Source organism: Kocuria gwangalliensis, from assembly GCF_039544365.1.
Classification (GTDB): Bacteria; Actinomycetota; Actinomycetes; order Actinomycetales; family Micrococcaceae; genus Kocuria; species Kocuria gwangalliensis.
In genome coordinates this window covers 114,640-136,334 of sequence record NZ_BAABLN010000010.1, presented here as the reverse complement: position 1 = coordinate 136,334, position 21,695 = coordinate 114,640, and the positions used below count along the sequence as shown (strand labels likewise).

Annotated in this window: 15 protein-coding genes and 2 tRNA genes; 6 read left to right on the top strand and 11 right to left on the bottom strand. The window is 65.0% G+C overall.

Annotation, left to right across the window (positions count from 1 at the left end):
* Positions 1 to 24: 24 nt before the first annotated feature.
* From ABEA06_RS05655 to ABEA06_RS05640, 4 genes are all read right to left on the bottom strand, one after another.
* Positions 25 to 504, bottom strand: a complete 480-nt coding sequence (locus tag ABEA06_RS05655) for a hypothetical protein (protein WP_303382939.1) — start codon at positions 502 to 504, stop codon at positions 25 to 27.
* A gap of 60 nt (positions 505 to 564) precedes the next feature.
* Entirely contained in the window at positions 565 to 783 is a 219-nt protein-coding gene (locus ABEA06_RS05650) for a YbdD/YjiX family protein (RefSeq protein WP_345310865.1), read from the bottom strand.
* Complete coding sequence (locus ABEA06_RS05645; RefSeq protein WP_312395120.1) at positions 783 to 3,071, bottom strand: carbon starvation CstA family protein; 2,289 nt, start codon at positions 3,069 to 3,071, stop codon at positions 783 to 785. Before ABEA06_RS05645 ends, ABEA06_RS05650 begins: the two co-directional genes overlap by 1 nt.
* Before the next feature lie 120 nt (positions 3,072 to 3,191).
* A complete protein-coding gene (locus tag ABEA06_RS05640) occupies positions 3,192 to 4,175 on the bottom strand; it encodes an NAD(P)H-quinone oxidoreductase (protein ID WP_345310864.1) in 984 nt (327 codons plus the stop codon).
* Positions 4,176 to 4,377: 202 nt separating this feature from the next.
* On the opposite strand from ABEA06_RS05640, the gene ABEA06_RS05635 reads away from it, so the two are divergent.
* Positions 4,378 to 4,468: transfer RNA gene (locus tag ABEA06_RS05635), tRNA-Ser, on the top strand.
* A gap of 136 nt (positions 4,469 to 4,604) precedes the next feature.
* On the opposite strand, the gene ABEA06_RS05630 is transcribed toward ABEA06_RS05635, so the two are convergent.
* Genes ABEA06_RS05630 through ABEA06_RS05620 form a run of 3 tightly spaced genes read right to left on the bottom strand, consistent with a single transcriptional unit; the run spans position 4,605 to position 8,337 of the window.
* Positions 4,605 to 6,314: a phospho-sugar mutase gene (locus ABEA06_RS05630; RefSeq protein WP_345310863.1), complete on the bottom strand. Its 1,710-nt coding sequence runs from the start codon at positions 6,312 to 6,314 to the stop codon at positions 4,605 to 4,607.
* A 28-nt stretch (positions 6,315 to 6,342) separates the two neighbouring features.
* The gene (gene deoC / locus ABEA06_RS05625) at positions 6,343 to 6,999 is read right to left on the bottom strand and encodes a deoxyribose-phosphate aldolase (RefSeq protein WP_303382934.1); all 657 of its coding nucleotides are present in this window, start codon (positions 6,997 to 6,999) and stop codon (positions 6,343 to 6,345) included.
* A gap of 42 nt (positions 7,000 to 7,041) precedes the next feature.
* On the bottom strand, positions 7,042 to 8,337 hold the full coding sequence (locus ABEA06_RS05620; protein WP_345310886.1) for a thymidine phosphorylase: 1,296 nt from the start codon (positions 8,335 to 8,337) through the stop codon (positions 7,042 to 7,044).
* A gap of 155 nt (positions 8,338 to 8,492) precedes the next feature.
* On the opposite strand from ABEA06_RS05620, the gene ABEA06_RS05615 reads away from it, so the two are divergent.
* The gene (locus ABEA06_RS05615; RefSeq protein ID WP_345310862.1) at positions 8,493 to 9,710 is read left to right on the top strand and encodes a NupC/NupG family nucleoside CNT transporter; all 1,218 of its coding nucleotides are present in this window, start codon (positions 8,493 to 8,495) and stop codon (positions 9,708 to 9,710) included.
* Between the two features lie 39 nt (positions 9,711 to 9,749).
* A complete protein-coding gene (locus tag ABEA06_RS05610; protein WP_345310861.1) occupies positions 9,750 to 10,685 on the top strand; it encodes a sugar-binding transcriptional regulator in 936 nt (311 codons plus the stop codon).
* Between the two features lie 49 nt (positions 10,686 to 10,734).
* Here the strand turns inward: ABEA06_RS05610 and ABEA06_RS05605 are convergent, their stop codons facing one another.
* Positions 10,735 to 12,762 carry an FAD/NAD(P)-binding protein gene (locus ABEA06_RS05605; RefSeq protein ID WP_345310860.1) on the bottom strand — a complete coding sequence of 676 codons (2,028 nt, stop codon included), beginning with the start codon at positions 12,760 to 12,762 and terminating at the stop codon, positions 10,735 to 10,737.
* 27 nt (positions 12,763 to 12,789) lie between these two features.
* Here ABEA06_RS05605 and ABEA06_RS05600 point away from each other — a divergent pair, with 27 nt between their 5' ends.
* Both ABEA06_RS05600 and ABEA06_RS05595 read left to right on the top strand, forming a co-directional pair.
* The gene (locus tag ABEA06_RS05600) at positions 12,790 to 14,952 is read left to right on the top strand and encodes a prolyl oligopeptidase family serine peptidase (protein ID WP_345310859.1); all 2,163 of its coding nucleotides are present in this window, start codon (positions 12,790 to 12,792) and stop codon (positions 14,950 to 14,952) included.
* A gap of 168 nt (positions 14,953 to 15,120) precedes the next feature.
* Positions 15,121 to 16,578 (top strand): MDR family MFS transporter, encoded by a 1,458-nt coding sequence (locus ABEA06_RS05595; protein WP_345310885.1) that lies wholly within the window; start codon positions 15,121 to 15,123, stop codon positions 16,576 to 16,578.
* 24 nt (positions 16,579 to 16,602) lie between these two features.
* On the opposite strand, the gene ABEA06_RS05590 is transcribed toward ABEA06_RS05595, so the two are convergent.
* The 3 genes from ABEA06_RS05590 to ABEA06_RS05580 form a co-directional block, all read right to left on the bottom strand.
* Positions 16,603 to 18,561, bottom strand: coding sequence for a S8 family serine peptidase (locus tag ABEA06_RS05590; RefSeq protein ID WP_345310858.1), 1,959 nt, complete (start codon positions 18,559 to 18,561; stop codon positions 16,603 to 16,605).
* A 232-nt stretch (positions 18,562 to 18,793) separates the two neighbouring features.
* A tRNA-Ser gene (locus ABEA06_RS05585) sits at positions 18,794 to 18,885 on the bottom strand.
* Between the two features lie 112 nt (positions 18,886 to 18,997).
* Positions 18,998 to 20,095 (bottom strand): glycosyltransferase, encoded by a 1,098-nt coding sequence (locus tag ABEA06_RS05580; protein WP_345310857.1) that lies wholly within the window; start codon positions 20,093 to 20,095, stop codon positions 18,998 to 19,000.
* 97 nt (positions 20,096 to 20,192) lie between these two features.
* On the opposite strand from ABEA06_RS05580, the gene ABEA06_RS05575 reads away from it, so the two are divergent.
* On the top strand, positions 20,193 to 21,695 hold the full coding sequence (locus ABEA06_RS05575) for a lipopolysaccharide biosynthesis protein (protein ID WP_345310856.1): 1,503 nt from the start codon (positions 20,193 to 20,195) through the stop codon (positions 21,693 to 21,695).

Here is a 21,695-nt window from a genome sequence, read left to right as displayed (position 1 = left end):
CTCGACGCCCGATCCCGTGACACGCTAATCCCGCAGTAGGGCCTCGGCCTGAGCCACGCATTCATGCACGCTGGCCGCCCGCCGTTCAATACCTTGAACGCGCGGGTCGCCTTCGGGGTCCCCAACCGGTTGATTCGCCGACGTCGCCGCGAAGCGCGCCATCGTCAGCGCCTCCGCCGTTTGCGCCATGGCGTTGCCGCTGCGGGACAGTTGGCGGTGGACGTCCGACAGGTAACCCCCCTTGGACGCGGGGATATCCTGGGTCTCGGATGGCGCGCGACGGTGGGCCTCCGCGCAGACCTCGCGCACTCGGGGCAGCAGATCCGCGAGGTCATTGGCGATCGGGATGGCTCCGGCACGAAGATCGGGGTCCGTTACGCCCTCCAACATTTGGTGGTACCGGTCCAGGCCTCGCTGGAAGCGATCATGAGCGCGCCGCCACACGCCGCGACCCAGTTCCTGGTCGTCGCGGCGAGTAGCCACGTAATCGCGCAAGAAACCCACACGGTGCCCCTTTCATACATGAACCGCCGCGTCCTAGACGCGGCGGTTCATGGTATCGCTTCAGCAGCACCGACCCTGCGGGTTGTGGTCCTGCCAGTCCTGATAATCCCTCCAGAACTCGCGTTCCGTCATGGGCCGACCGGGTTGCCCACTGGCCCGGTGGTAGTCGAGGTACTTCTCGTACTTGTCTGCGCCCAGCACTCCGTTGCCGAACCGAAGTGCGGAACGGGCCCATGACCGCGCAAGGTCCCCGAGCGGCGTCGCCCGTGAATTCGACATCAGTGGTGACCGTGGCCCGTGGGGACCCGTTGCTCGTACGGAAGGGCGTCCCATTGCCTGGCCAGCGCCTTTTCGGAGGGCGTGGAGATCATCCCCGACGGCGCGTAGTAGCGGGATTCCACGGCCGGGTCCTCGTGCGAGGCGCGCTGATGACCGCGCAAAGCCTTGACCATTTCAATGAACGCCATGACCACCACAATGATCGTGAGGACCGCGAACACGATGGACAGGGTGCCCTGCACCAGGGTGTTGCGCACCACGGCTTCCATGGCCTCGACATTCTGGGCGGTGCCCAGACTGGTCTCGCCGTTGGCCAATGCGTCCTTGAAGCGGAAGTGGTTGGCCCAATAACCCACGGTGGGATCCGAGGAGAAGATCTTGTGCCACGAACCCGTCATGGTGACCACCACGTCGAACAAGAGCGGGATCATGATGATCCACAGGTACTTGAACCGTTGGAGGTTCGCCGCGATCGCCAGGCACACCGCGAGCGCGATGGCCGCCAGTAGCTGGTTGGAGATACCGAACAGCGGGAAGAACGTGTTGATACCGCCCAGCGGGTCGGTCACGCCCAGAATCAGGATGGATCCCCAGCCGGCCACCATGATGGCCGTGGTGAGCCAGGCCCCGAGTCGCCAATCGGTGTCCCTGAACTTGGGAATGAAGTTGCCCAGGGTGTCGGTGAGCATGAAGCGAGCCACGCGAGTGCCGGCGTCCACGGCGGTGAGGATGAACAGCGCCTCGAACATGATCGCGAAGTGATACCAGAAGCTCATCATGGATGCGCCGCCGATCCACTGGTTCATGATGTGGGCCAGGCCCACGGCCAGGGTGGGCGCGCCACCGGTGCGGGACACAATGGATTCCTCACCCACGGCGTCCGCGGTGCCCTGCAGCAGCTCGGGTGTGACGTGCACGCCGGACAGGCCCAGTGAGTTCACGAAGGCGGCGGCGCCCTCAACGGTTCCCATGGTCACGGCCGGGGACGAGTTCATGGCGAAGTAAATGCCACGGTCGATCGAGACTGCGGCAACCAGCGCCATGATCGCCACGAAGGACTCCATGAGCATGCCGCCGTAGCCGATGAACCGGGTCTGGCGTTCCTTCTCGATCATCTTGGGGGTGGTACCCGAGGCGATGAGCGCGTGGAAACCGGACAGCGCACCACACGCAATGGTCACGAACAGGAACGGGAAGAGCGAACCGGAGAACACGGGGCCGTCGGAGCGTCCCGCGAACTCGGAGACCGCCGGGACGGTGATCTCCGGACGCACCACCACAATGGCGGCTGCCAGGAGCACGATGGTGCCGACCTTCATGAAGGTGGAGAGGTAATCACGGGGGGACAACAACAGCCACACGGGCAGCACTGCGGCAATGAAACCGTAAATGATCACGCACCACGCCAGCGTGATGCGGTCCAGGGTGAACAGCTGGGCACCCAGCTCGGTGTCGGCAACCCACCCGCCGGCCACAATGGCCGCCATGAGCAGGATGAAACCAATGATGGAGATCTCCATGACCTTGCCCGGGCGCAGATAGCGCAGGTACACGCCCATGAACAGGGCGATCGGGATGGTCATCCCCACGGAGAACACTCCCCACGGGGACTCGCCCAGCGCGTTGACGACCACCAGGGCCAGGATGGCCACGATGATGATCATGATGGCCAGGGTCGCAATGATGGCGGCGTAGCCACCCACGGTGCCCAGTTCCTCGCGGGCCATCTGGCCCAGGGAACGGCCACCGCGGCGCATGGAGAAGAACAGCACCAGGTAGTCCTGGACGGCACCGGCCAGGATCACGCCCACGATGATCCAGATGGTGCCGGGTAGATAGCCCATCTGGGCCGCGAGCACGGGACCGACCAGCGGACCGGCGCCGGCAATCGCGGCGAAGTGGTGACCGTACAGCACACGACGATCCGTGGGCATGTAGTCCTTGCCGTTGGCCATGTACTCCGCCGGAGTTGCCCTGCTGTCATCCGGGCGCGTGAGTTTGGCCTCGATGAACTTGGAGTAGAACCGGTACGCAATGAAGTAACTGCACACCGCGGCGAAGACGAACCAGATGGCGTTGACCGACTCACCGCGGGCAAACGCAATCATGACCCAGGCCAGGCCGCCCAGGAGGGCAATGCCGATCCAGAGCGCGATGCGCAGGGGGGTCCAGCGGGTTTGTTCGGCCTCGAGGACCTCGGGGTCCACGTGGTTGGGGGGTAAATCAGGGGCCGGGGTTCCTCCCGGTCGCGGAGAGCCCGCGGCGGGGCCGCGATGGGTGGTGCTCATGGGGAAGCTCCGAATCTTGTGTGAATTCACTCAGAATCCTTAGGGATTCCGCAAGTCGGAGTCTATTTCACATGAGGCGCATCACAAACCATCGCGGCGACCGCCGACACAGGACGGCTCTCACATGGTCAGGAGCACCTTGCCGATGTGCGAGCCGGAGTCGAAGTATTCATGTGCTTCGCGCACCTGATCCAAGGGAAAAGTCTTGGCCATGATGGGTCGAATTTCACCGGACTTCACGTGCGGCCACACAATCTGGCGCACCGCGCCCATGATCTGGGCCTTCTCGCTCAGGGGACGCGAACGCAGCGTGGTACCGATGACCGCACCCCGCTTGTTCATCAGGCGCCCGATGTTCAGCTCTCCCTTGACCCCGCCCTGCATCCCGATGATGGTGATGCGACCGTTGGTCGCCAGCGCCTTGACGTTGGGCTCCAGGTACTTGGCGCCCACGACGTCCAGGATCACGTCCGCACCGTGGCCGTCGGTGAGTTCCATGACCCGCTCAACGAAGTCTTCGTCCTTGTACTTGATGGCCGTGGCGCCGAGCTCGGTCACGAAATCGGCCTTCTCCTGGCTGCCGACCGTGGCCAGCACGGTCAGTCCCAGCGCCGTTGCCACCTGGATGGCATGGGTTCCGATTCCACCGGTGCCCCCGTGCACCAGCAAGGTCTCCCCCTCCCGCGCGGCCGCTGCCATGAACACGTTGGAGAACACGGTGGCCGCCACCTCGGGCAGGCCCGCGGCCTCGACCAGATCCATCCCCTCCGGCGCGGGGAGCACCTGCGGCCACGGCGCCACCACCTTGTCCGCGTAGCCACCGGAATCCAGCAGGGCCACCACCTTGTCGCCCACGGTGAGTCCCGCTTCTGCCGGCACCTCGGGGCCAAGTTCGGCAATGGTTCCGGAGACTTCCAACCCGTACACGTCGCTCGCATCCGGCGGCACAGGGTAATTGCCCTGCCGCTGCAGCACATCCGCACGGTTGAGACCCGCGGCCACCACCTGGATCAGCACCCCGTCCCCCGTGACCGAGGGATCGTCGATCTCCGTGACCTTCAGGACCTCGGGGCCACCCGATTCAACATCTCGTACCGCGCGCATGAATTCTCCTTCTTCGCTGGTTGTTCTCCTGCTGCTTCCATCCTGACGCGGATTGTGGGGCACGGCTAGCCGATGACGCCGCTCGGCGGGTTCGCCACGCGCATCACCGGCCCGGGCGGCGTCGTATTGGCCCTGCGCCGTGGTGCCGTGGAATAATGACGTGTCGTTCGCGACCGCCCCCGCGGGCGGCCGCGAACGATCAGGAAGGTTGTCCGAGCGGCCTAAGGAGCTGGTCTTGAAAACCAGTGTGCGGTAACCCCGTACCAAGGGTTCAAATCCCTTACCTTCCGCCATTGACGAAGGCCCCCGGCGCTCCCCTTCAGGAGTGTCGGGGCCTTCGGGTCCCCGCCAGCGGTGATTTATGGTTCCCTATTACGGATTTCTTGCTCGTTTTCGGGGATAGGGAACCATAAATCCGCAGCGGCAACGTCAGAAGCCCACGGCCCGGCGGATCTCGTCGTTGATTCGCTCGAGGCGGACCTCCGCCGACCTGCGGGGGATCTCGGCATTGCCGTCGACCGGGAGAACCACTTCCAGGTAGCACTTGAGTTTGGGCTCCGTGCCGGAGGGGCGAACGATCACGCGGTCGTCGGCCTCGGTGCGCAGCAGCACACCCTCGGTGGGCAGCATCTCGGGTCCGCCCTTGGACAGGTCCGTGTACTCGACCACCGGGGAGCCGGCCAGGTCCGCGGGAGGGTTCTCGCGCAGCCGCTGCATGCCCTGCGGAATCAGTTCGAGATCGGCCACGCGGAACGTCAGCGGGGCCGTGGCGTAGAGCCCGTGCAACCGCGCCAATCGGTCCAGTTCACCCTGCACCGTGGCGTTGGAGTGCTTGAGCCGGTGCACGTAGGACGCCACCCGCACCGCGGTGGTGATGCCGTCCTTGTCGCGCACGGCCAGCGGGTCGGTGCAGTAGCCAATGGCCTCCTCGTAGCCGAACCGCAGCCCGGGCGTGCGGGCGATCCACTTGAAGCCGGTCAGGGTCTGGCGGAACTTCAGGCCGTGATGCTCAGCAATCCGTCCGAGCAACCGTCCGGAGACGATGGAGCAGGCCAGGGTGTCACCGCTGCGATCGGGGTCCGACGCCGCATGCTCACCCAAGAGTGCGCCCAGCTCATCACCGGTGAGCCGCCGCCACGTGGTGTTTCCGGTGTCCGAGACGCTCGGAATCGCAATGGCGCAGCGATCCGCATCCGGGTCCAATGCGATGACCACGTCCGCGTTGTCCTCCGACCCCAGCGCGAGGGCCAGGTCCATGGCCCCCGGTTCCTCGGGGTTGGGGAAGACCACCGTGGGGAATTCGGGATCCGGTCGCGCCTGCTCCGGAACCACCGTGACATTCGGGAATCCGGCGTGTTCCAGTACGCGCACCGCCGTCTCCCCGCCCACGCCGTGCATGGGTGTCAGGACAATGCGCACGTCCGAGGGTTCATCGGTGCCGCGCAGGGCTGCCGCGCGGGAGATGTATCCGTGGAGCAATGAGTCGCCCGCCCATTCCACGTCGGCGTCAGCACGGGGCACCTCGTTGGCTGGCGGGGCTGCGGCAATGCGTTCGGCGATGTGAGCGTCATCCGGGGGCACGATCTGCACGCCGCGCTCGTCGTCCGAATCCACCGCCCGACCGCCCAGGTACACCTTGTACCCGTTGTCCGCCGGAGGGTTGTGGGACGCCGTGACCATCACACCCGCGTCCGCACCCAGTTCCCGCACGGCATAGGCCACCACGGGGGTGGGCAGCTGGGCGGGCAACCGAATGGCCCGGCAACCCGCGGCAGCGAGGACGGCGGCGGCGTCGGCGGCGAAATCCGCGGAACCGTGGCGAGCATCGCAACCGACCACCACTACCGGACGCTCCCCCACCCGCTCGGTGAGGAAAGCCGCGAGACCGGCGGTGGCGCGAATGACCACCGCGCGGTTCATCCGGGATTCTCCTGCGCCCACCGCGGCACGCAACCCTGCCGTGCCGAACATGAGCGGTCCGGAGAATCGGGAGGTGAGATCCGCCACGGCGGCACCGTCGCCCGCGTCAGCGCTCGCCGCGAGGGCTTCAAGTTCGGCGCGAGTGGCCGGATCCGGATCGCGCGCAATCCAGTTGCGCACGGCCGACGAAAGTTCGGCGGTCAATGGTTCAGCGGTCATGCGTACCTCCGCGGGATGAGCGGGTGAATTAGTCGGACAGGCCGTCGAGCACGGCGCGGGATCCGGACAGGCCCAGTCGGGTGGCCCCGGCTTCGACCATGGCCAAGGCATCCTCGGTGCTGCGGATTCCGCCGGAGGCCTTGACGCCCAGGCGGCCGCCCACGGTGTCCGCCATGAGGCGCACGGCCTCGACCGTCGCTCCGCCGGCGGGGTGGAAACCCGTGGAGGTCTTCACGAAGTCCGCACCCGCCGCCTCGGCGGCCTGGCATGCGGCCACGATCTCGTCATCGGTCAGGGCCGCGGACTCAATGATGACCTTCAGCACCACGTTCGCGGGGCAGGATTCACGCACCATGGCGATCTCCGCCTGCACCTCATCCCAGGCCCCGGCCTTGGCCAGACCCAAATTGATGACCATGTCCACTTCATCAACGCCGGCGGCCACGGAATCCGCGGCCTCGGCGGCCTTGACGGAGGCCTCATGGGCTCCGGACGGGAAACCGCACACGGTGGCCAGCTTGACGCCGTCGGGCAGTTGAACGGTCAGCCGCGACGGCGAGACACAAATGGAGAAGGTGCCCAGCTCACCGGCCTCGCGGGCCAGCTCGTTCACCTGCTCCGCGGTGGCCTCGGGCTTGAGCAGCGTGTGATCGATCATCGTGGCCAGTTCGGCGCGGGTGGTCATGAAATTTTCTCCTTGGTTCGGTGAGTCGGGCGGTAGGTGAGGTCAGGAAATCCGGTCGAGCACGATGTCTTTGCGCGCGCCGGTACCCTCGGCCGCCCGGGGATCAATGGTGTAGCCACCGCGCAGGGAATCCAGCGCGCGGTCGAAACGCTCCGGGGTGTCCGTGTGGAGGGTGAACAGTTTCTGACCCTTGGTGATCGTGTCGCCGGGAACCGCGTGGATCTCGATACCGGCACCGGCCTGCACGGGATCCTGCTGGCGAGCGCGGCCGGCACCCAGGCGCCAGGACGCCACACCCACGGCAAGCGCGTCCATCTCGGTCATGACGCCGTCTTCTTCGGCCGTGACCTCGTGGGTGTCGGTGGCCATCGGCAGCGGGGCGTCCGGGTCGCCACCCTGGGTGGAGATCATGCGCTTCCAGGTGTCCATGGCGCGGCCGTCCTTGAGGGCCTCCGCCACGTCCGGGTCCGTGACGCCCGCCGCCTCGAGCATTTCCTTGGCCAGGGCAAGGGTCAGGCGAACGACGTCGCTGGGGCCGCCACCCGCCAGGACCTCCACGGACTCGCGGACCTCCAGGGCGTTGCCCACGGTCAGGCCCAGGGGGCGGGACATGTCGGTCAGCAGCGCCACGGTGTTCACCCCGGCGTCCGTTCCGAGGTCGACCATGGTGCGCGCGAGCTCGCGGGCGTCCGCTTCCTTCTTCATGAACGCGCCGGGGCCCACCTTGACGTCCAGGACCAGGGCGCCGGTGCCCTCGGCGATCTTCTTGGACATGATCGAGGAGGCGATCAGGGGAATGCAGTCCACGGTGGAGGTGATGTCGCGCAGGGCGTAGAGCTTCTTGTCCGCGGGGGCCAGGCCGGCCCCGGCCGCGCAGATCACGGCGCCCACGTCCTCCAGGACGGACATCATGCGCTCATTGGACAGCTCCGCCTGCCAGCCCGGGATGGCCTCGAGCTTGTCCAGTGTGCCGCCGGTGTGGCCCAACCCGCGGCCGGAAAGCTGCGGAACGGCCACTCCGTAGGAGGCGACCAGGGGCGCGAGCGGCAGGGTGATCTTGTCACCCACGCCACCGGTGGAGTGCTTGTCGGTGGTGGCTTTGGAGAGGGCCGTGAAGTTCATGGTCTCGCCGGAGTCGATCATTGCCTGAGTCCAGCGGGCGATCTCCTCGCGGTCCATGCCGTTGAGGAAAATGGCCATGGCCAGCGCGGACATCTGCTCATCGGCGACCACACCGCGGGTGTAGGCGTCAATCACCCAATCAATGGCGTCCATGGGCAACTTCTGCCGGTCTCGCTTGATTCGGATGACATCCACAGCGTCGTAGGCCTCGACCATCGCGATCACTCCCTCGGGATAGCGGTTTGAGAACACCCGTTCCTGGCTTGTGGAACCGGTGTTCACATCCTAAGCTGCACATGAGAAATTTTGTCAAACGGACTTTTGACAAATGTTCGCGCCGGTTCGGCGCCCCATGCGAAGGCAGGATCATCGTGGATCGCTTCCAAGGCTTGATTGGCATTGTGCTCATCCTGGGCCTCATTGTTCTTCTCTCCAGGCATCGCAGTTCCATCCGGTGGCGGACCCTGGCCGTGGGCCTGGCCCTGCAGGTGGGTGTGGCCCTGTTGATCCTGAAATGGGAGCCGGGTTTCGAGGCCCTCAAATGGTTCTCCGGACTGGTTCAGGGACTGATCGGGTTCACGAACCAGGGAACATCCTTTGTCTTCGGTGGGCTCCTGGGCGAGAACAACGGCTTCGTCTTCGCGCTGAACGTGCTTCCCGTGATCATTTTCCTGGGTGCGCTCATCGGTGCCCTGTACTACCTGCGCGTGGTCCAGGTCTTCGTGCACCTGCTGGGCACGGCGCTCAACAAAATCATGGGCACGTCCAAGATCGAATCCGTGTTCGCATCCACCGTGATCTTCCTGGGGCAAAGTGAAGCCCCCCTGATGATCAAGCCGTATCTGAGCAAGCTCACCCGCTCCGAGCTCTTCGCGTGCATGACCGGTGGATTCGCGGCCGTGGCCGGTTCCACCCTGGTGGGTTATTCGCTGCTGGGCGCGCCGCTGCCCTACTTGCTGGCGGCCGCGGTGATGAATGCCCCGGGTTCGTTGCTCGTGGCCAAGGCCCTGATGCCCGAGACCGAGAAGTCCGTGGCCTCCGTGAACGTGCTCGAGGTGCGCGACACCGAGTCCAAGAACCTCATTGACGCGATCGGTGCCGGCGCCATGAGTGGTGGCAGGATCGCCGTGATCGTGGGTGCCCTGCTCATCGCGTTCATCGCCCTGATCGGACTGGTTTCCGCGGTGCTCGGGTGGTTCGGCGGCCTGTTCGGCTTTGAGGGCTGGTCCCTGGAAGGCCTGTTCGGGATCATCTTTGCCCCGCTCGCGTGGGCGCTGGGTGTGCCCTGGAACGACGCCGCCATGGTCGGCAACTTCATCGGTCAGAAGACCATCCTCAACGAATTCGTCGGTTACACGTCCTTCGGCCCGGAAATCCCCAACTTGGATCCTCAGTCCGTGCTGATCACCACGTTCGCCCTGGCCGGTTTCGCCAACTTGTCCTCAATCGCCATTCAGATCGGTTCCATCGGCGGCCTGGCACCGGATCGCCGCGGCGACGTCGCCCAGATGGGTTTGTTCGCCCTGCTGGGCGGCTTCCTGACCAATATGCTCAACGCCGCTCTGGTGGGTGTCATTCTGGGTCTCTGACCCTTCCTCATCACCACCTCTGACGAACGAGAGACTCCCATGTCATTGAGCCCCAGAGATGTCCAGGGACTGAGCGCCGCTCGCCTCTACTACGAGCGCGGCCTGCCCCAGACGGATGTGGCCCGTGAACTGGGGGTCTCTCGCCCCACCGTGTCCAAACTGATCCAGCACGCCAAGGATCGCGGATTCGTCACCATCGAGATCCACGATCCGCGCCAGGTCTCCACCGCGGTGGCGGATCAGCTGTGCGAGCGCTTCGGTTTGGCGCAGGCGCGGGTGATCACGAGCCAACCCACCGACGATGACCTCGTCCGCGAGTTGGGCGCGGCGGGTGCCCTCATGCTCGAGGAAAACGTTGCCGACGGCGATCTGCTCGGGATCACCTGGGGCCGCACCTTGCACGCGGTTGCGCGTTCGCTCAAACCGACCGATTGCCATGGCGTGCAGGTGGTCCAACTCAAGGGCGGGGCCACGCTGACCTCACGTTCCACGAGTCACTACGAAACCATCCGGTTGTTCTGCGAGGCGTTCAACGCCTATCCGCAGACCTTGCCGCTTCCGGTGATTTTCGACAACGCCCAGGTCAAGCGGGTGGTTGAAGAAGATCGGCACATCAAACACATCCTGGATCTGGGTCGAGACGCCCAAACCGCCATCTTCACGGTGGGGGCCATGAGCCCGGACTCCACGCTGTTGAAACTCGGATACTTCTCCGCCACCGAACAGGCAACGCTGCTCGAACACGCCGTGGGCGACATCTGCTCGCGCTTCATCGATGAGCACGGACAACCGTGCCTGCCCGACCTCGAGGAACGTACCGTGGCGGTGTCCTTGCAGAACGTGAAGGCCAAGCAGACACGCATCTGCGTGGCCGGTGGGCAGCAGAAGGTTCGCCCGTTGAAGGCCGCGCTCGCGGCGGGGTACGCGTCCCACCTGGTCACGGACGAGGGCACCGCCCGGGCCGTTCTGAGTTAGACCAGCACTCCCGTGACGGGAACGGGCACAAACCGGGTGGTGGAACTCGCTACTGCGCCAGGATCGCCTGCGCCACTTGGTCCGCGTCCGCGAGCGTGCGGGCACCCAGATGCGCCGGCGATTCCGCTTCCGCGGCGATCGAGACTCCCCACTGCACCGAGGACAATTGCAGGCCCAGCACGAAGATCCCGGGTTCCACGGCGTCCTTCTGACCCACCACCCGGTAGGCGAACGCGCCGGTACCGAGTGTGAGGCCGCCCAGCGCGGTGCCCTTGCGGAGGGCGCTCGCACTCACGTCCAGCCCCGTGCTCGTGACGGGGCTGGCGCCGTCGCGCGTTTCCATGAGCTTGCCGCGCACCAGACCCCGCTCGTGCATGTTGGACAGCAACGGGGAGATGTTGCGGTGCACGTCGTTGGTGGGTGACATGGCCTCGATGAGCCAGCGGGCACGGACGGGCGTATCGCTGACCCACGGCGAGGCCGCCACGAAGCAACCCTCATTGCGGTCCACCACGAAACGCGGTTCGGGGCCGAGGAAACGGACCACACCCGCCCGCGTGAGAGCGGCCAATTGCTGGATGCGCAGCACGGGTGGGCCCGAGGCCAGGCCCTCGACGAACGGCTCGAAATCCCTGCGCAGCTCGTTGACCCACGATGAGTCCGAAACCCCCGCCTCTGCCAGCACGCACTTGAGCACGGTGCGGGCGGCGTTGAGGGACGCGATGGCCATTTTGACGGGATCGTCCTCGCCCCGCAGCGAGCCGTGGACGTCGCGGTCCAGGTAGTGCACCACCGCAGCGGCGTACTCGTCGTGGCTGTCGAAATTGATGTCCTCGAAGGGCCGCGCCAATCGTGCCTGCTGCAGCTGCCGGCCCGGTACCACGGAGGCGGAGACCAAGGCTTCGACGCGCTGGGACCAGCGAGCGTCGTCGTCGTCAAGAAGAATGGCGTCCAGCCTGCGGAGGAAGTCGCCCGCGGGTTGTGTGAACGCATCCGGGGAGGTGCGCGCCAGGACGCGATAGTAGTTCCAGTCCGCGTCCTTGCGGATCAGGGGCCACAAATCACGCTCGAACGACAGTTGTTCGGTGCTGGCGTCGAGCAGCTCCTGAACGGCCTCGAGCGTGAAGAACCGCGTCTGCAGGGTGTGCGCGTAGTACCCCTCGAGTTGCGGCTTGGCGCGATACGGCGTGCCCCTACGGGACCCCGCGACAATGTGCGGTTCTCGGCCTGAGGGCCGATAAATCAACCGCTCTGGGTTGTTCTCATCGGGCTCAAAGGTGCCGCCGCGGCCTTCGGTGAGTTGCGCGAGCGCGTCGCAGAAATTCAGGCCCATGCCGCGTACGAGCACGGTTTCCTGCGCCGGCACCTCGCTCCACCACGCATCGGCGGGCACGGTGGGCGGCCAGTACGTGAGGTCGTGTTCGGCCGCGCCGTCCACCAGTTCTTTCTGACCGGGGCGCAAATGTGCGTCCAAGTGGCCCAGGGCGAGCACCACGGCGTCCGCCGGGATCGACTGACCACCGGCGAGTTCCACGGCGTAGCGGTGCCGGGCCTCGTCCTGGACCCACGCGTCCACGGCCTCGGCCCGGTGCACGGTCAGCGTCACGTTCGCCGGCAAGTGGCGGTTGAGAGCTGCGAAAATCCATTCGAGGTACCGCCCGTAAATGGCCCGGGGCGGGAAATCCTGAGCGGTCAGTGCGGTCAACGCCGCGCGTTCCGCCTCGGTCAGGGGGTTCTCGGGCGTGATGTCACCGTCGACGACGCCGCGGCGCCACCTGTCGAAGCTCATGTTCCGCACCTCGGCCAGCGGGTCCACGTCCAATGCGCCGTCCGGAGCAATCACAGTGGGGAACAAAGAAGGAGTGTTCATCAGGAACAACAACGACTGATCGGTGCGCCATACGTGGCCCGCGCCGGGAGGGAAGGGGTCCACCAGGTCGATGTGCACCCGGGCGCGGGTCTGAGCCGCTCGCGCCGTCAGCCGTTCCACCGTGGAGAGCCCCCGGGGACCCGCACCCACCACTACCACTCGTCGCTGACTCACCATGACCACCAGGATAACGAGCCAGCTGTGCATGTCTCACCCCGCTCGTAGCATGGGCCCATGGCCACTACTTCCACCGCGTCCGCCCGCCCGCAGACAGAGCCCGCTGATGAGTTCTTGTGGCTCGAGGAGATCCATGGTGAGCAACCCATGGAGTGGGTGCGGGAGCAGAACCGGCACACCGACACTCTGCTGGACGGCCCGGACCTGGAATACATGACCGAACGCGTCCTGGACGTGATGGACAGCCCCTCGCGCATCCCTGCCGTGACCAAGCACGGACCGTATTACTACAATTTCTGGCGCGATGCCCAGCACCCGCGCGGACTGTGGCGGCGCACCACGTGGGAGTCCTGGCTCAGTGACGACCCCGAGTGGGACGTCCTGTTGGATATTGACCACTTGGCTCGAACCGAAAGCGTGGAGTGGGTGTTCTCCGGCGCGCACCTGCTGCGCCCGCAGTACACGGACGGACAGTGGCGGCGCGCTCTGGTCCGGCTGTCCCCCGATGGCGGGGATGCCGTGCGCACACGCGAATTCGATCTGGAAACCCGGGAGTTCGTGACCGGTGGCTTCGACGTCCCCACGGCCAAGTCCTCGGTCTCCTGGATGGACGCGGACACCGTGTTCGTGGCCACTGACACCGGTCCCGGTTCCATGACCGAGTCCTCGTATCCCCGCCAGGTGCGCCGTGTCTCCCGCGGTCAGGAGGTCAGGGACGCGCCCGTGATTTTCGAGGTTCCCGTGAACCATGCCCAGGCAGCGGTTTACAAGGACCACACACCCGGTTTCGAACGCGTGATCGCCGTGGATCTGGTGGATTTCTTCACGGTGCGCACGCACGTGCGGAGCGGGGAGCAGTGGGTCGAACTGGACCTGGATCCCACCGTGAGCGTGGACCTCCACAAGCAATGGCTCCTGATGCGACCGCGCCACACGCTGGAACTGAACGGGACCCAATACCCCGCCGGTTGTCTCCTCGCCGCCGATGTTGCCGCGTTCATGCGCGGCGATCACAGCGTGCAGCCGGTTTTCACCCCGGACGCCCACACCAGTTTGGAGGGCTGGTCCTGGACCCGTGACCACCTGATCCTCAACACCCTGCACGATGTCTCCTCCGCGCTCTACTCCGCGGTGCCCGGCGCGTGGGAGCTCACTGCCCTGCCCGGCATCCCCCCGTTGCACAGCGCCTCCGCCTGGGCCGTGGACAACGAGGATCCCGAGGTGGGCAATGACTATTTCTTCTCGGTCACCGGCTTCCTCACACCTTCGTCCCTGGGCCGCGGCTCCCTCCCCGATCTCTCGGGGCACGGCGCTGACGCCGACGACGACGCCGCCGCCGCGCGCGAGGCGAGCGAGCCCACGATCCTGAAGCGAGCGCCGTCGTTCTTCGACGCGCAAGGACTCGAAGTGACCCAGCATTTCGCCGTGTCGGCGGACGGCACAAAGGTGCCGTACTTCCGGGTGGGCCCGCGTGAGCTGGAACTCGACGGCCTGAATCCCACGTTGCTCAGCGGCTACGGCGGCTTCGAGGTCTCCCGGACCCCGGGTTATTCGGGGGCCACCGGAATCTCATGGCTGACCCGCAGGGATGATCGCGGCCGCACGGGTGTGTACGTTGTCGCGAACATTCGCGGCGGCGGCGAATACGGACCGTCCTGGCACACCGCCGCGCTCAAGGAGAACCGACACCGTGCGTACGAGGATTTCGCGGCGGTTGCGGAAGACCTTCATCGCCGTGGCGTGTGCACCGCCCCGAAACTCGCGTGCGCCGGCGGCTCGAACGGCGGGTTGCTGGTCGGAAACATGTTGACCACCTATCCCGAGCTGTTCGGTGCGATCTCATGCGGTGTGCCGCTGCTGGACATGCGCCGCTACACCAAACTCTCGGCCGGGGCATCGTGGATCGCGGAATACGGCGATCCGGACCAGCCGGAACAGTGGGAGTACATTCGCACGTTCTCGCCCTATCATTTGCTGTCCGAAGTGATGAGCTACCCGCCCACACTCATCTGGACCGCGACCTCCGATGACCGCGTGGGACCGGTGCAAGCGCGCAAGATGGCGGCCAAGATGATCGATCAGGGGCACCAGAACATTTGGTTCCACGAAGCCACGGACGGCGGTCACGCCGGGGCTGCGGACAACCGGCAAGCCGCTGCGCTGCACGCGCGTTCCCACCAGTTCATGTGGCAGATGCTCTCGGGCCGCAAGGGCCGTTAACCACCGGCAAGGCACCATGGCTATTCTTGCTGACGGCCCTGGTACAGATCTGCCAACGGGCACAACCTCAAGACATTCAGACGTTGGAGATCACTCTTGCCTTCTTCACCCTCCCAACCCGCATTGGGCGGTACCGCGGAGCAACCACCGCAGACCGCTCCGGGCGCGATGGGAACCATTGCCGTTCTGCTGATCGCGGCCTTCGTGGTCATCCTGAACGAAACCATTTTGAACGTGGCGCTGCCCCACTTGATGGAGGACCTTCACGTTGACGCGGCCACCGTGCAGTGGGTCGCCACCGCATTCATGCTGACCATGGCCGTGGTCATTCCGACCACCGGCTTCCTGCTGCAGAAGTTTTCCACGCGCGCCGTCTTCGGCCTGGCCATGGGGTCCTTCGCGCTGGGCACATTGCTCGCCGCCCTGGCCCCCAGCTTCGCCATTCTGCTGGTGGCTCGTGTCATCCAGGCCTTCGGTTCGGCCATCATGTTGCCGCTGCTGATGACCACAATCCTCACGTTGATTCCCAAGCAGCGCCGCGGGCTGGTAATGGGCAACGTGTCCATTGTGATCTCCGTGGCGCCGGCCCTGGGCCCCACTATTTCCGGGTTCATCCTGGCGCATTTTCCGTGGCGCAGTATTTTCTGGTTCGTTCTCCCCATTGCCGTGCTCGCCTTGATCATCGGGGTGACCCGTCTGGGGGACGTCGGTTCACGTGGCGACCTGCGACTGGACGTGCTCTCGGTGGCGCTGTCCGTGTTCGGCTTCGGACTGTTGGTGCACGGCCTCTCCACGGTGGGTGCCGGTGGCACGCAGGGCGGCGATTCCGACTCCTTCATGGGCTGGGCGACCTCCGCCGGCGGTGGCGCAGTGATTCTCACGGTGGGTGTTCTGCTCGTCGCAGCCTTTGCCCTGCGCCAGCTCCACCTGCAGCGCAAGGACAATCCCTTCCTGGACCTGCGCACCTTCAAACACCGCGACTTCACGGTGTCCGTGGCGCTGATGGCGGTGGCCATGATGACCCTGTTCGGTGGCGTGATCGTATTGCCCCTGTATCTGCAGACCATCCGCGGCTTGGACACGCTCCAGACCGGCCTGATCCTACTGCCCGGTGGTCTGATCATGGGCCTCTTGGGACCGGTGATCGGGCGCCTGTTCGACGCCTACGGCCCCCGGCCGCTGGCCGTACCGGGTGCTGCGATGCTGACGTTCGTCATGTTCAACTTCTCGCGGCTGCAGGCGGACACCGCCGTATGGTGGATCGTTGTGCTCCAGATCGCGATGTCGGTGGGTCTGGCCATGATCTTCACCCCGGCGTTCACCGCCGGACTGAATCCGCTGCCGCCGTCGCTGTACTCCCACGGCTCCGCGACGCTGTCCACCCTGCAGCAGGTGGCCGGTGCGGTCGGCACGGCGTTGTTGGTGGGGATCCTGCAGGCAGGCACCACTGTGCTCCAGAACCCAGACGGCTCCACGACGACCGATGCAATCCCGGGCGTCCACGCGGCTTTCCTCACGGCCACCGGGTTGGGCGCCGTGGCGTTCGTGCTGACGCTCTTCATGCGCAAGTCCACCCCGGAGAACACTCGCGTGACGGTGGAGGGTTCCGAACCGGCAACACACTGATCGAGGGTGACCCCGGTGGCGTGCTCACCCCACGCGGCTTACTTTCACACCGCCGCGTGGGGTCCACGTGTACTGGGTTCGCACCCCGGTCTTGACGTTGATGAAGCGCTGATAGGCACCGGTAGAGGTCCGGACTTCCCCGGTGGTCGGGTATCCAGCTTTGGCCTCATAACCATTGCGTGCCCAAGTCTGGCCGATGGCCGAACGTTCCACGATCGGGTTGGCCATGCTGCGCGAGCTCCACAGGATCTTGGTGGTCTTGTTCGTCTGCGGATTCACGAACGTCTGGTACGCACCACCGGTGGAGGTGGGTTGTTCGTTATTGAACGGGATGCCCACTCCGCGTGCGCCGCCCAGGGAGACGTGCCTGGCGCCGATACCCGTCCAGGTCTTCACCTCGCGTGCCCCGGTCTGGGAGGACCAGTAAATCTTGGTGGCTCTGCCGTTTCTCACGAACGTCTGCACCACTCCGCCCACGCCGGTGCTCTGCTCACCGGTGGTCGGTGGACCGTACACGGCCGCTCCGCCCCTGGAGTTGTAGTACGTCGCAATTGCCCCTCGCGCAGTCGGAACTACCGCGCGCGCGGCACGGTTCGCGTCCACCTTGCGGTAGCCGTTCACATTGACCCCGGTGTTGCGCAGGGCGTTACGAATGGATTCAACGCCCAGGTTGGGGTTGCGCTCCTTCATTAACGCAATCACACCGGACACGTGAGGTGCCGCCATGGACGTTCCACTCAGATCGCCGTACGTGGGCGATCCCAGGGAGAATTTCCCGGTGTTGACAGTGGACCAGATCTGCGCGTTGGTGTCGCCACCGGGCGCCACGACATCCACCATCGGACCCCAGTTGGAGTAGCCGGTGATCCGGTTGTGGGACGACGTCGCCCCCACCACGATCGCGCCGCCACAGTTGGCCGGCGAGGCCAGATTCGCGCTCTTGCCCGCGTTGCCCGCAGCGACTACGAGGGGCACTCCGATCTGATGCATGCGGTTGACCGCGTTCTGCATCACGGGCGCGCAGGACGTGGCATCCCAGGCCTCGGAGAGATTGACCACCTTGGCGGGGGTCGTGTTCCGCGGGACTCCCGGGATCGCAATGCCGGCCGACCACATCACGCCGTCGGCTATGTCCGAGACGTAACCGCGACCATCAGCACCCAGGACGCGCGCGTGCTGGATCCTGGCATCCGGGGCGACCCCGGCAATGCCGGTGCCATTGTTGGTGTGCGCTGCCGCGATACCCGCGACGTGCGCACCGTGCCACCAGTTGGCGCGGCCCGTGCTCCAGTCGCCCATGTCCTGGGGGTTGCTGTCCCGGCCGTTGCCGTCGCGTGAATGGTAGAGATCGGATAAAAAGTCGTAGCCGCGGACCGTGCGCTGATTGAGGTCCGGGTGGTTGATCTGGCCGGTGTCCGCGACGCCGATCACCACGCCGTCCCCGGTGCCCTGCCACCATGCGCCGGGCACGCCGATGTTCCTGGGACCCCATTGGTAACCCCAGTACCGGTCGTTCGGGGTGGACCCGGCGTGGGCGGCGAGCGCATTGACCACGATCAGATCAGGCTCCGCCGATTCGACGGCCGGGTCTTCCTCGATGGTCTCGACCACTGCTTGCTGTTCGGCCTTGTTGAGCAGCGTGTCGGACTCCACGACATCCTCGGCATTACCGGTGGTCTTGACGATTTCCGGGTCTTCGATCTCGGTGGACGTCTCTGCCTCTGCCAGGACGTTTTCCTTCTGGGCCGCGGGAATCTCGTCCTTGAATTTCACGACGATCCGATCCGTTTCCGGTAGCACCGTGCCTTGGGCCCCGGTTCCCCTGCCGAGCGACCCGATACCACCGACCGTCGGCGGCTGAACTTGCGCTTGTTGCTCCGGGGTCGGCCCTTCCGGCGGGGCTGCGACCGCGGGTGCGGTCGTCGCCACCAGCAGCGTCGATAGCGAGAGCGTCAGGAGTGTTCGTGCGGCGCTGGTCTTCATGGTTTCTCCCTGGGAAACAGCCCCTGTCGCTGTGATCAGCACAGTCGTTCATGAGCTGATGTCCGTCGGCAGGAATTTCGAACTGCGAATGGTCGAAGTTTACCATCGTAAATATTCGCGGCTGAGGAAGTTGTCAAACCGGTATGTGGGCGGGTTGTCGTTGCCCGCGCCCGGGTACAAAAAAAGTCCTGGGCCGCGGCCAGTTCTTAAACTATGTCGCGACTCAGGACAATGGCGGAGACGGGGGGATTTGAACCCCCGGTCCGGTTTAATCCGGACCCTTCATTAGCAGTGAAGTCCATTCGGCCGCTCTGGCACGTCTCCACGTTGTCACTCCGTTCGGGGTAGGCCCGGCAAGAAAACAACGAAGATTAGCTTATCGGTAGCCTGAGCTGCGGGTCAAAACCGAAGCCACCCCAGTGACTGTGCTCGTCCTTCACCGAGAGCGCCCGCCGCCCACGGCGCCGCGGTACAACTCATTCAATTGGTCACTGACGGCATCCGATCCGTAGCGGGCACGGATGTCCCGCGCCATCTCATCCGGGGTTGCCGCCGAAACGGATTGGGACAGTTCCAGTACCGCCCGCCCGAAGGCTTCCGGGGATCGTTCGGACACCATGCGGCCGTTGCGTTCCGTGATGAAGTCTCGCTGGCCTCCCCGATCCCCCATGATGACGGGTCGGCCGGCTGCAAGTGCTTCGGCTGCGGCGACGCAGAAGGTCTCCGATTTCGAGGGAAGTACAAAGACGGTGGATTCGGCGAGGTCTTGCCGCAAACGCTCGGTACTGCGGAACCCTCGGAAATCTACGTGGTCCCCGATTCCGAGCTCACGCGCACGTTCCTCGGCTTGCTCCCGCATGGGGCCATCCCCGTCCCATACGAGCGTGGCATCATGGCCGTGCCTGCGCAGCCATTCCACGGTGTCCACGGCCAGCAACGTGCCTTTGTGTTCGGTGACGGCACCCACCCCGATGAGGCGCAGCGCGCCGTCGTCAGTTATGGGTGTGACCTGCGGCGCGTGGTCGACCACGTTGCCGATCAGCTGAGTGGCCCCGGGGCGGGCAAACTTCTTTAGTTCGCGGGTCATCAGTGTGCTCACGCCCGTGACGACGCGCGGCAGGCGCAGCACGTACCGCAGCCACGCTGTGCGTTCCCAGAGCTGGTTGACGTGCTCTGGGAACAGGATTCCGTTCCAGTGCTCGGTGTGCACCCACGGAGTGCGGCCCACAATCGGGGCCGCAATGAGGGCCGATGAGAAGGCCATGGTGTGTACGACATCGGAGAACCGCACCCACTTTCGGATCTCAGCCAGGGCTTTCACGATGGTGAGTGGCTTTCGAGGATCGAAGCCCACCCGGGTGACCGCAGCGCCGTCGTAGGTTTCCTGGGTGACGGGCGAATCGTTCAGAAGTTGGACGTGAATGACGTGCACTTGATGATCCCGGGCAATGGCGCGCACGTGCCGTGTGATGAACGGCGTGCGGAAGGGCGCATCCCGCGTCGGATACCACGTGGAGACCACCAGAATTTGCATGGCTTCACCCTATCGAGTGCAACTTTTGTACTGCTTAGTAACCGGTCTGCGGGTGGCCATCAGACCCTTGGCGGCACGATGTCCTAAACTCCCAATAGTGACCACGCCCGCTGCAGCTCCCCGCGTTCCAGGCCGGTGGCGGCCGATCCTCTTTCCGCCGCCCAACCACGAGAACAAGGACAACCCCATTGGGTCCGCCTTCGCGCTGACCGTGATCGCTGTGTTCGTCCAGGGACTCTCGCGCTTCGGCTACAGCTTGCTCATCGGCAACATCCTGGGAACGGAAAAGCTCGGGCAGGTCAACCAGGTCATTGCCCTGGGGCTGTTCCTGGTGCTCCTGTGGCCGCAGGCCTCCGGCACCGCGGCCTCCAAATACATTGCCATGGCGCGAGGTATGTCTAACGCCGATCAGCAGGCGTCCGTGGCGTTGTACACCTCCCGCAGCGCGTTCGTGGGCATGACGGTGCTCTCCGTGGCCGCCGTTTTCGTTGCCATTTACGCGCAGGAACTTCCCCTGAGCTACGCACTGTCAGCGGGGCTTCTCGTGATCGCTCTGTCCGCCTATAACTTTGTCCGCGGCGTGCGCACGGGCAACAACCAGTTCGTGACCACCACGTTCTGGGACTGCATCAGCTCATTCGTCACCCTCACGCTGTTGCTCGTGGTGCTCCTGGCCGAACTGTCTTCACTGCTCCTCCTACCCTTGTGCCTCGGCTACTTCATCTACGCCATCCCGGCGTGGCCTGTGCGCGGGGGAACCCCGTTGCCCAAACCCCTCAAGCGTGAACTCCTCAAGTTCACCGCGTGGGGATCCATCAACATTCTCACTGCTGCCGGTCTGCTGCAGCTGTCCCTGATCATTGGCGGCAATTACGATAGTCAGGAAGCCATTGGCCACTACGCGGCGGCGTTGACCATTGCCACACCGGCCAGCATGCTCTCCTCCGCTATGATCGTGGCCCTCTCCCCCTCTGTGGCACGCATGTTCAGTGCCGGCGACATGACCGGGATGAAAACCCAGCTGGACTCGATCATGCGCACCATGGTGCTGGTCTTCCTCCCCGTCTTCGGTGTTGGAGTCCTGTGGGCCGAGCCGCTCGTCATGGTGCTCTACGGCGCTCGTTACGAGGAGTTCGAGGGCGCGATTCCGCTACTGATCGTGCTGTTCTTCGCTGTCTCCACCACGAGTTTCAACGCGGCCAACTCACGCCTCAACGGTGGCGAGCACTGGGGTGTGCGCGCACTGGCCATGTGCAACGCGATTGGCATGATCCTGGGCATTATCACCATGGTGTGGTGGGGCCCGGAGCTGGGCATGATGTCGGCGGCCATCGGCTATCTAGTGGGCTGCATCATCAGTTCCATGGCGCCCTTGATTATTGTGTGGGTTCACGACCGGATGCCTTGGGGTGGCGTGATGATTCGGATCCTGACCGGTTATGTCTTGACGCTGCTGAGTCTGTGGCTCACGTACCGCTACGACTCGCTTCTGGTCACCATCGGCGTGACGCTGGCCTTCCTACTGATCTGGTGCGCCATGTCCTGGCGCGATCTGGCTCCGCGCTTGCGTACGGCCACCGAGCGCTTCTCCAGGAAATAA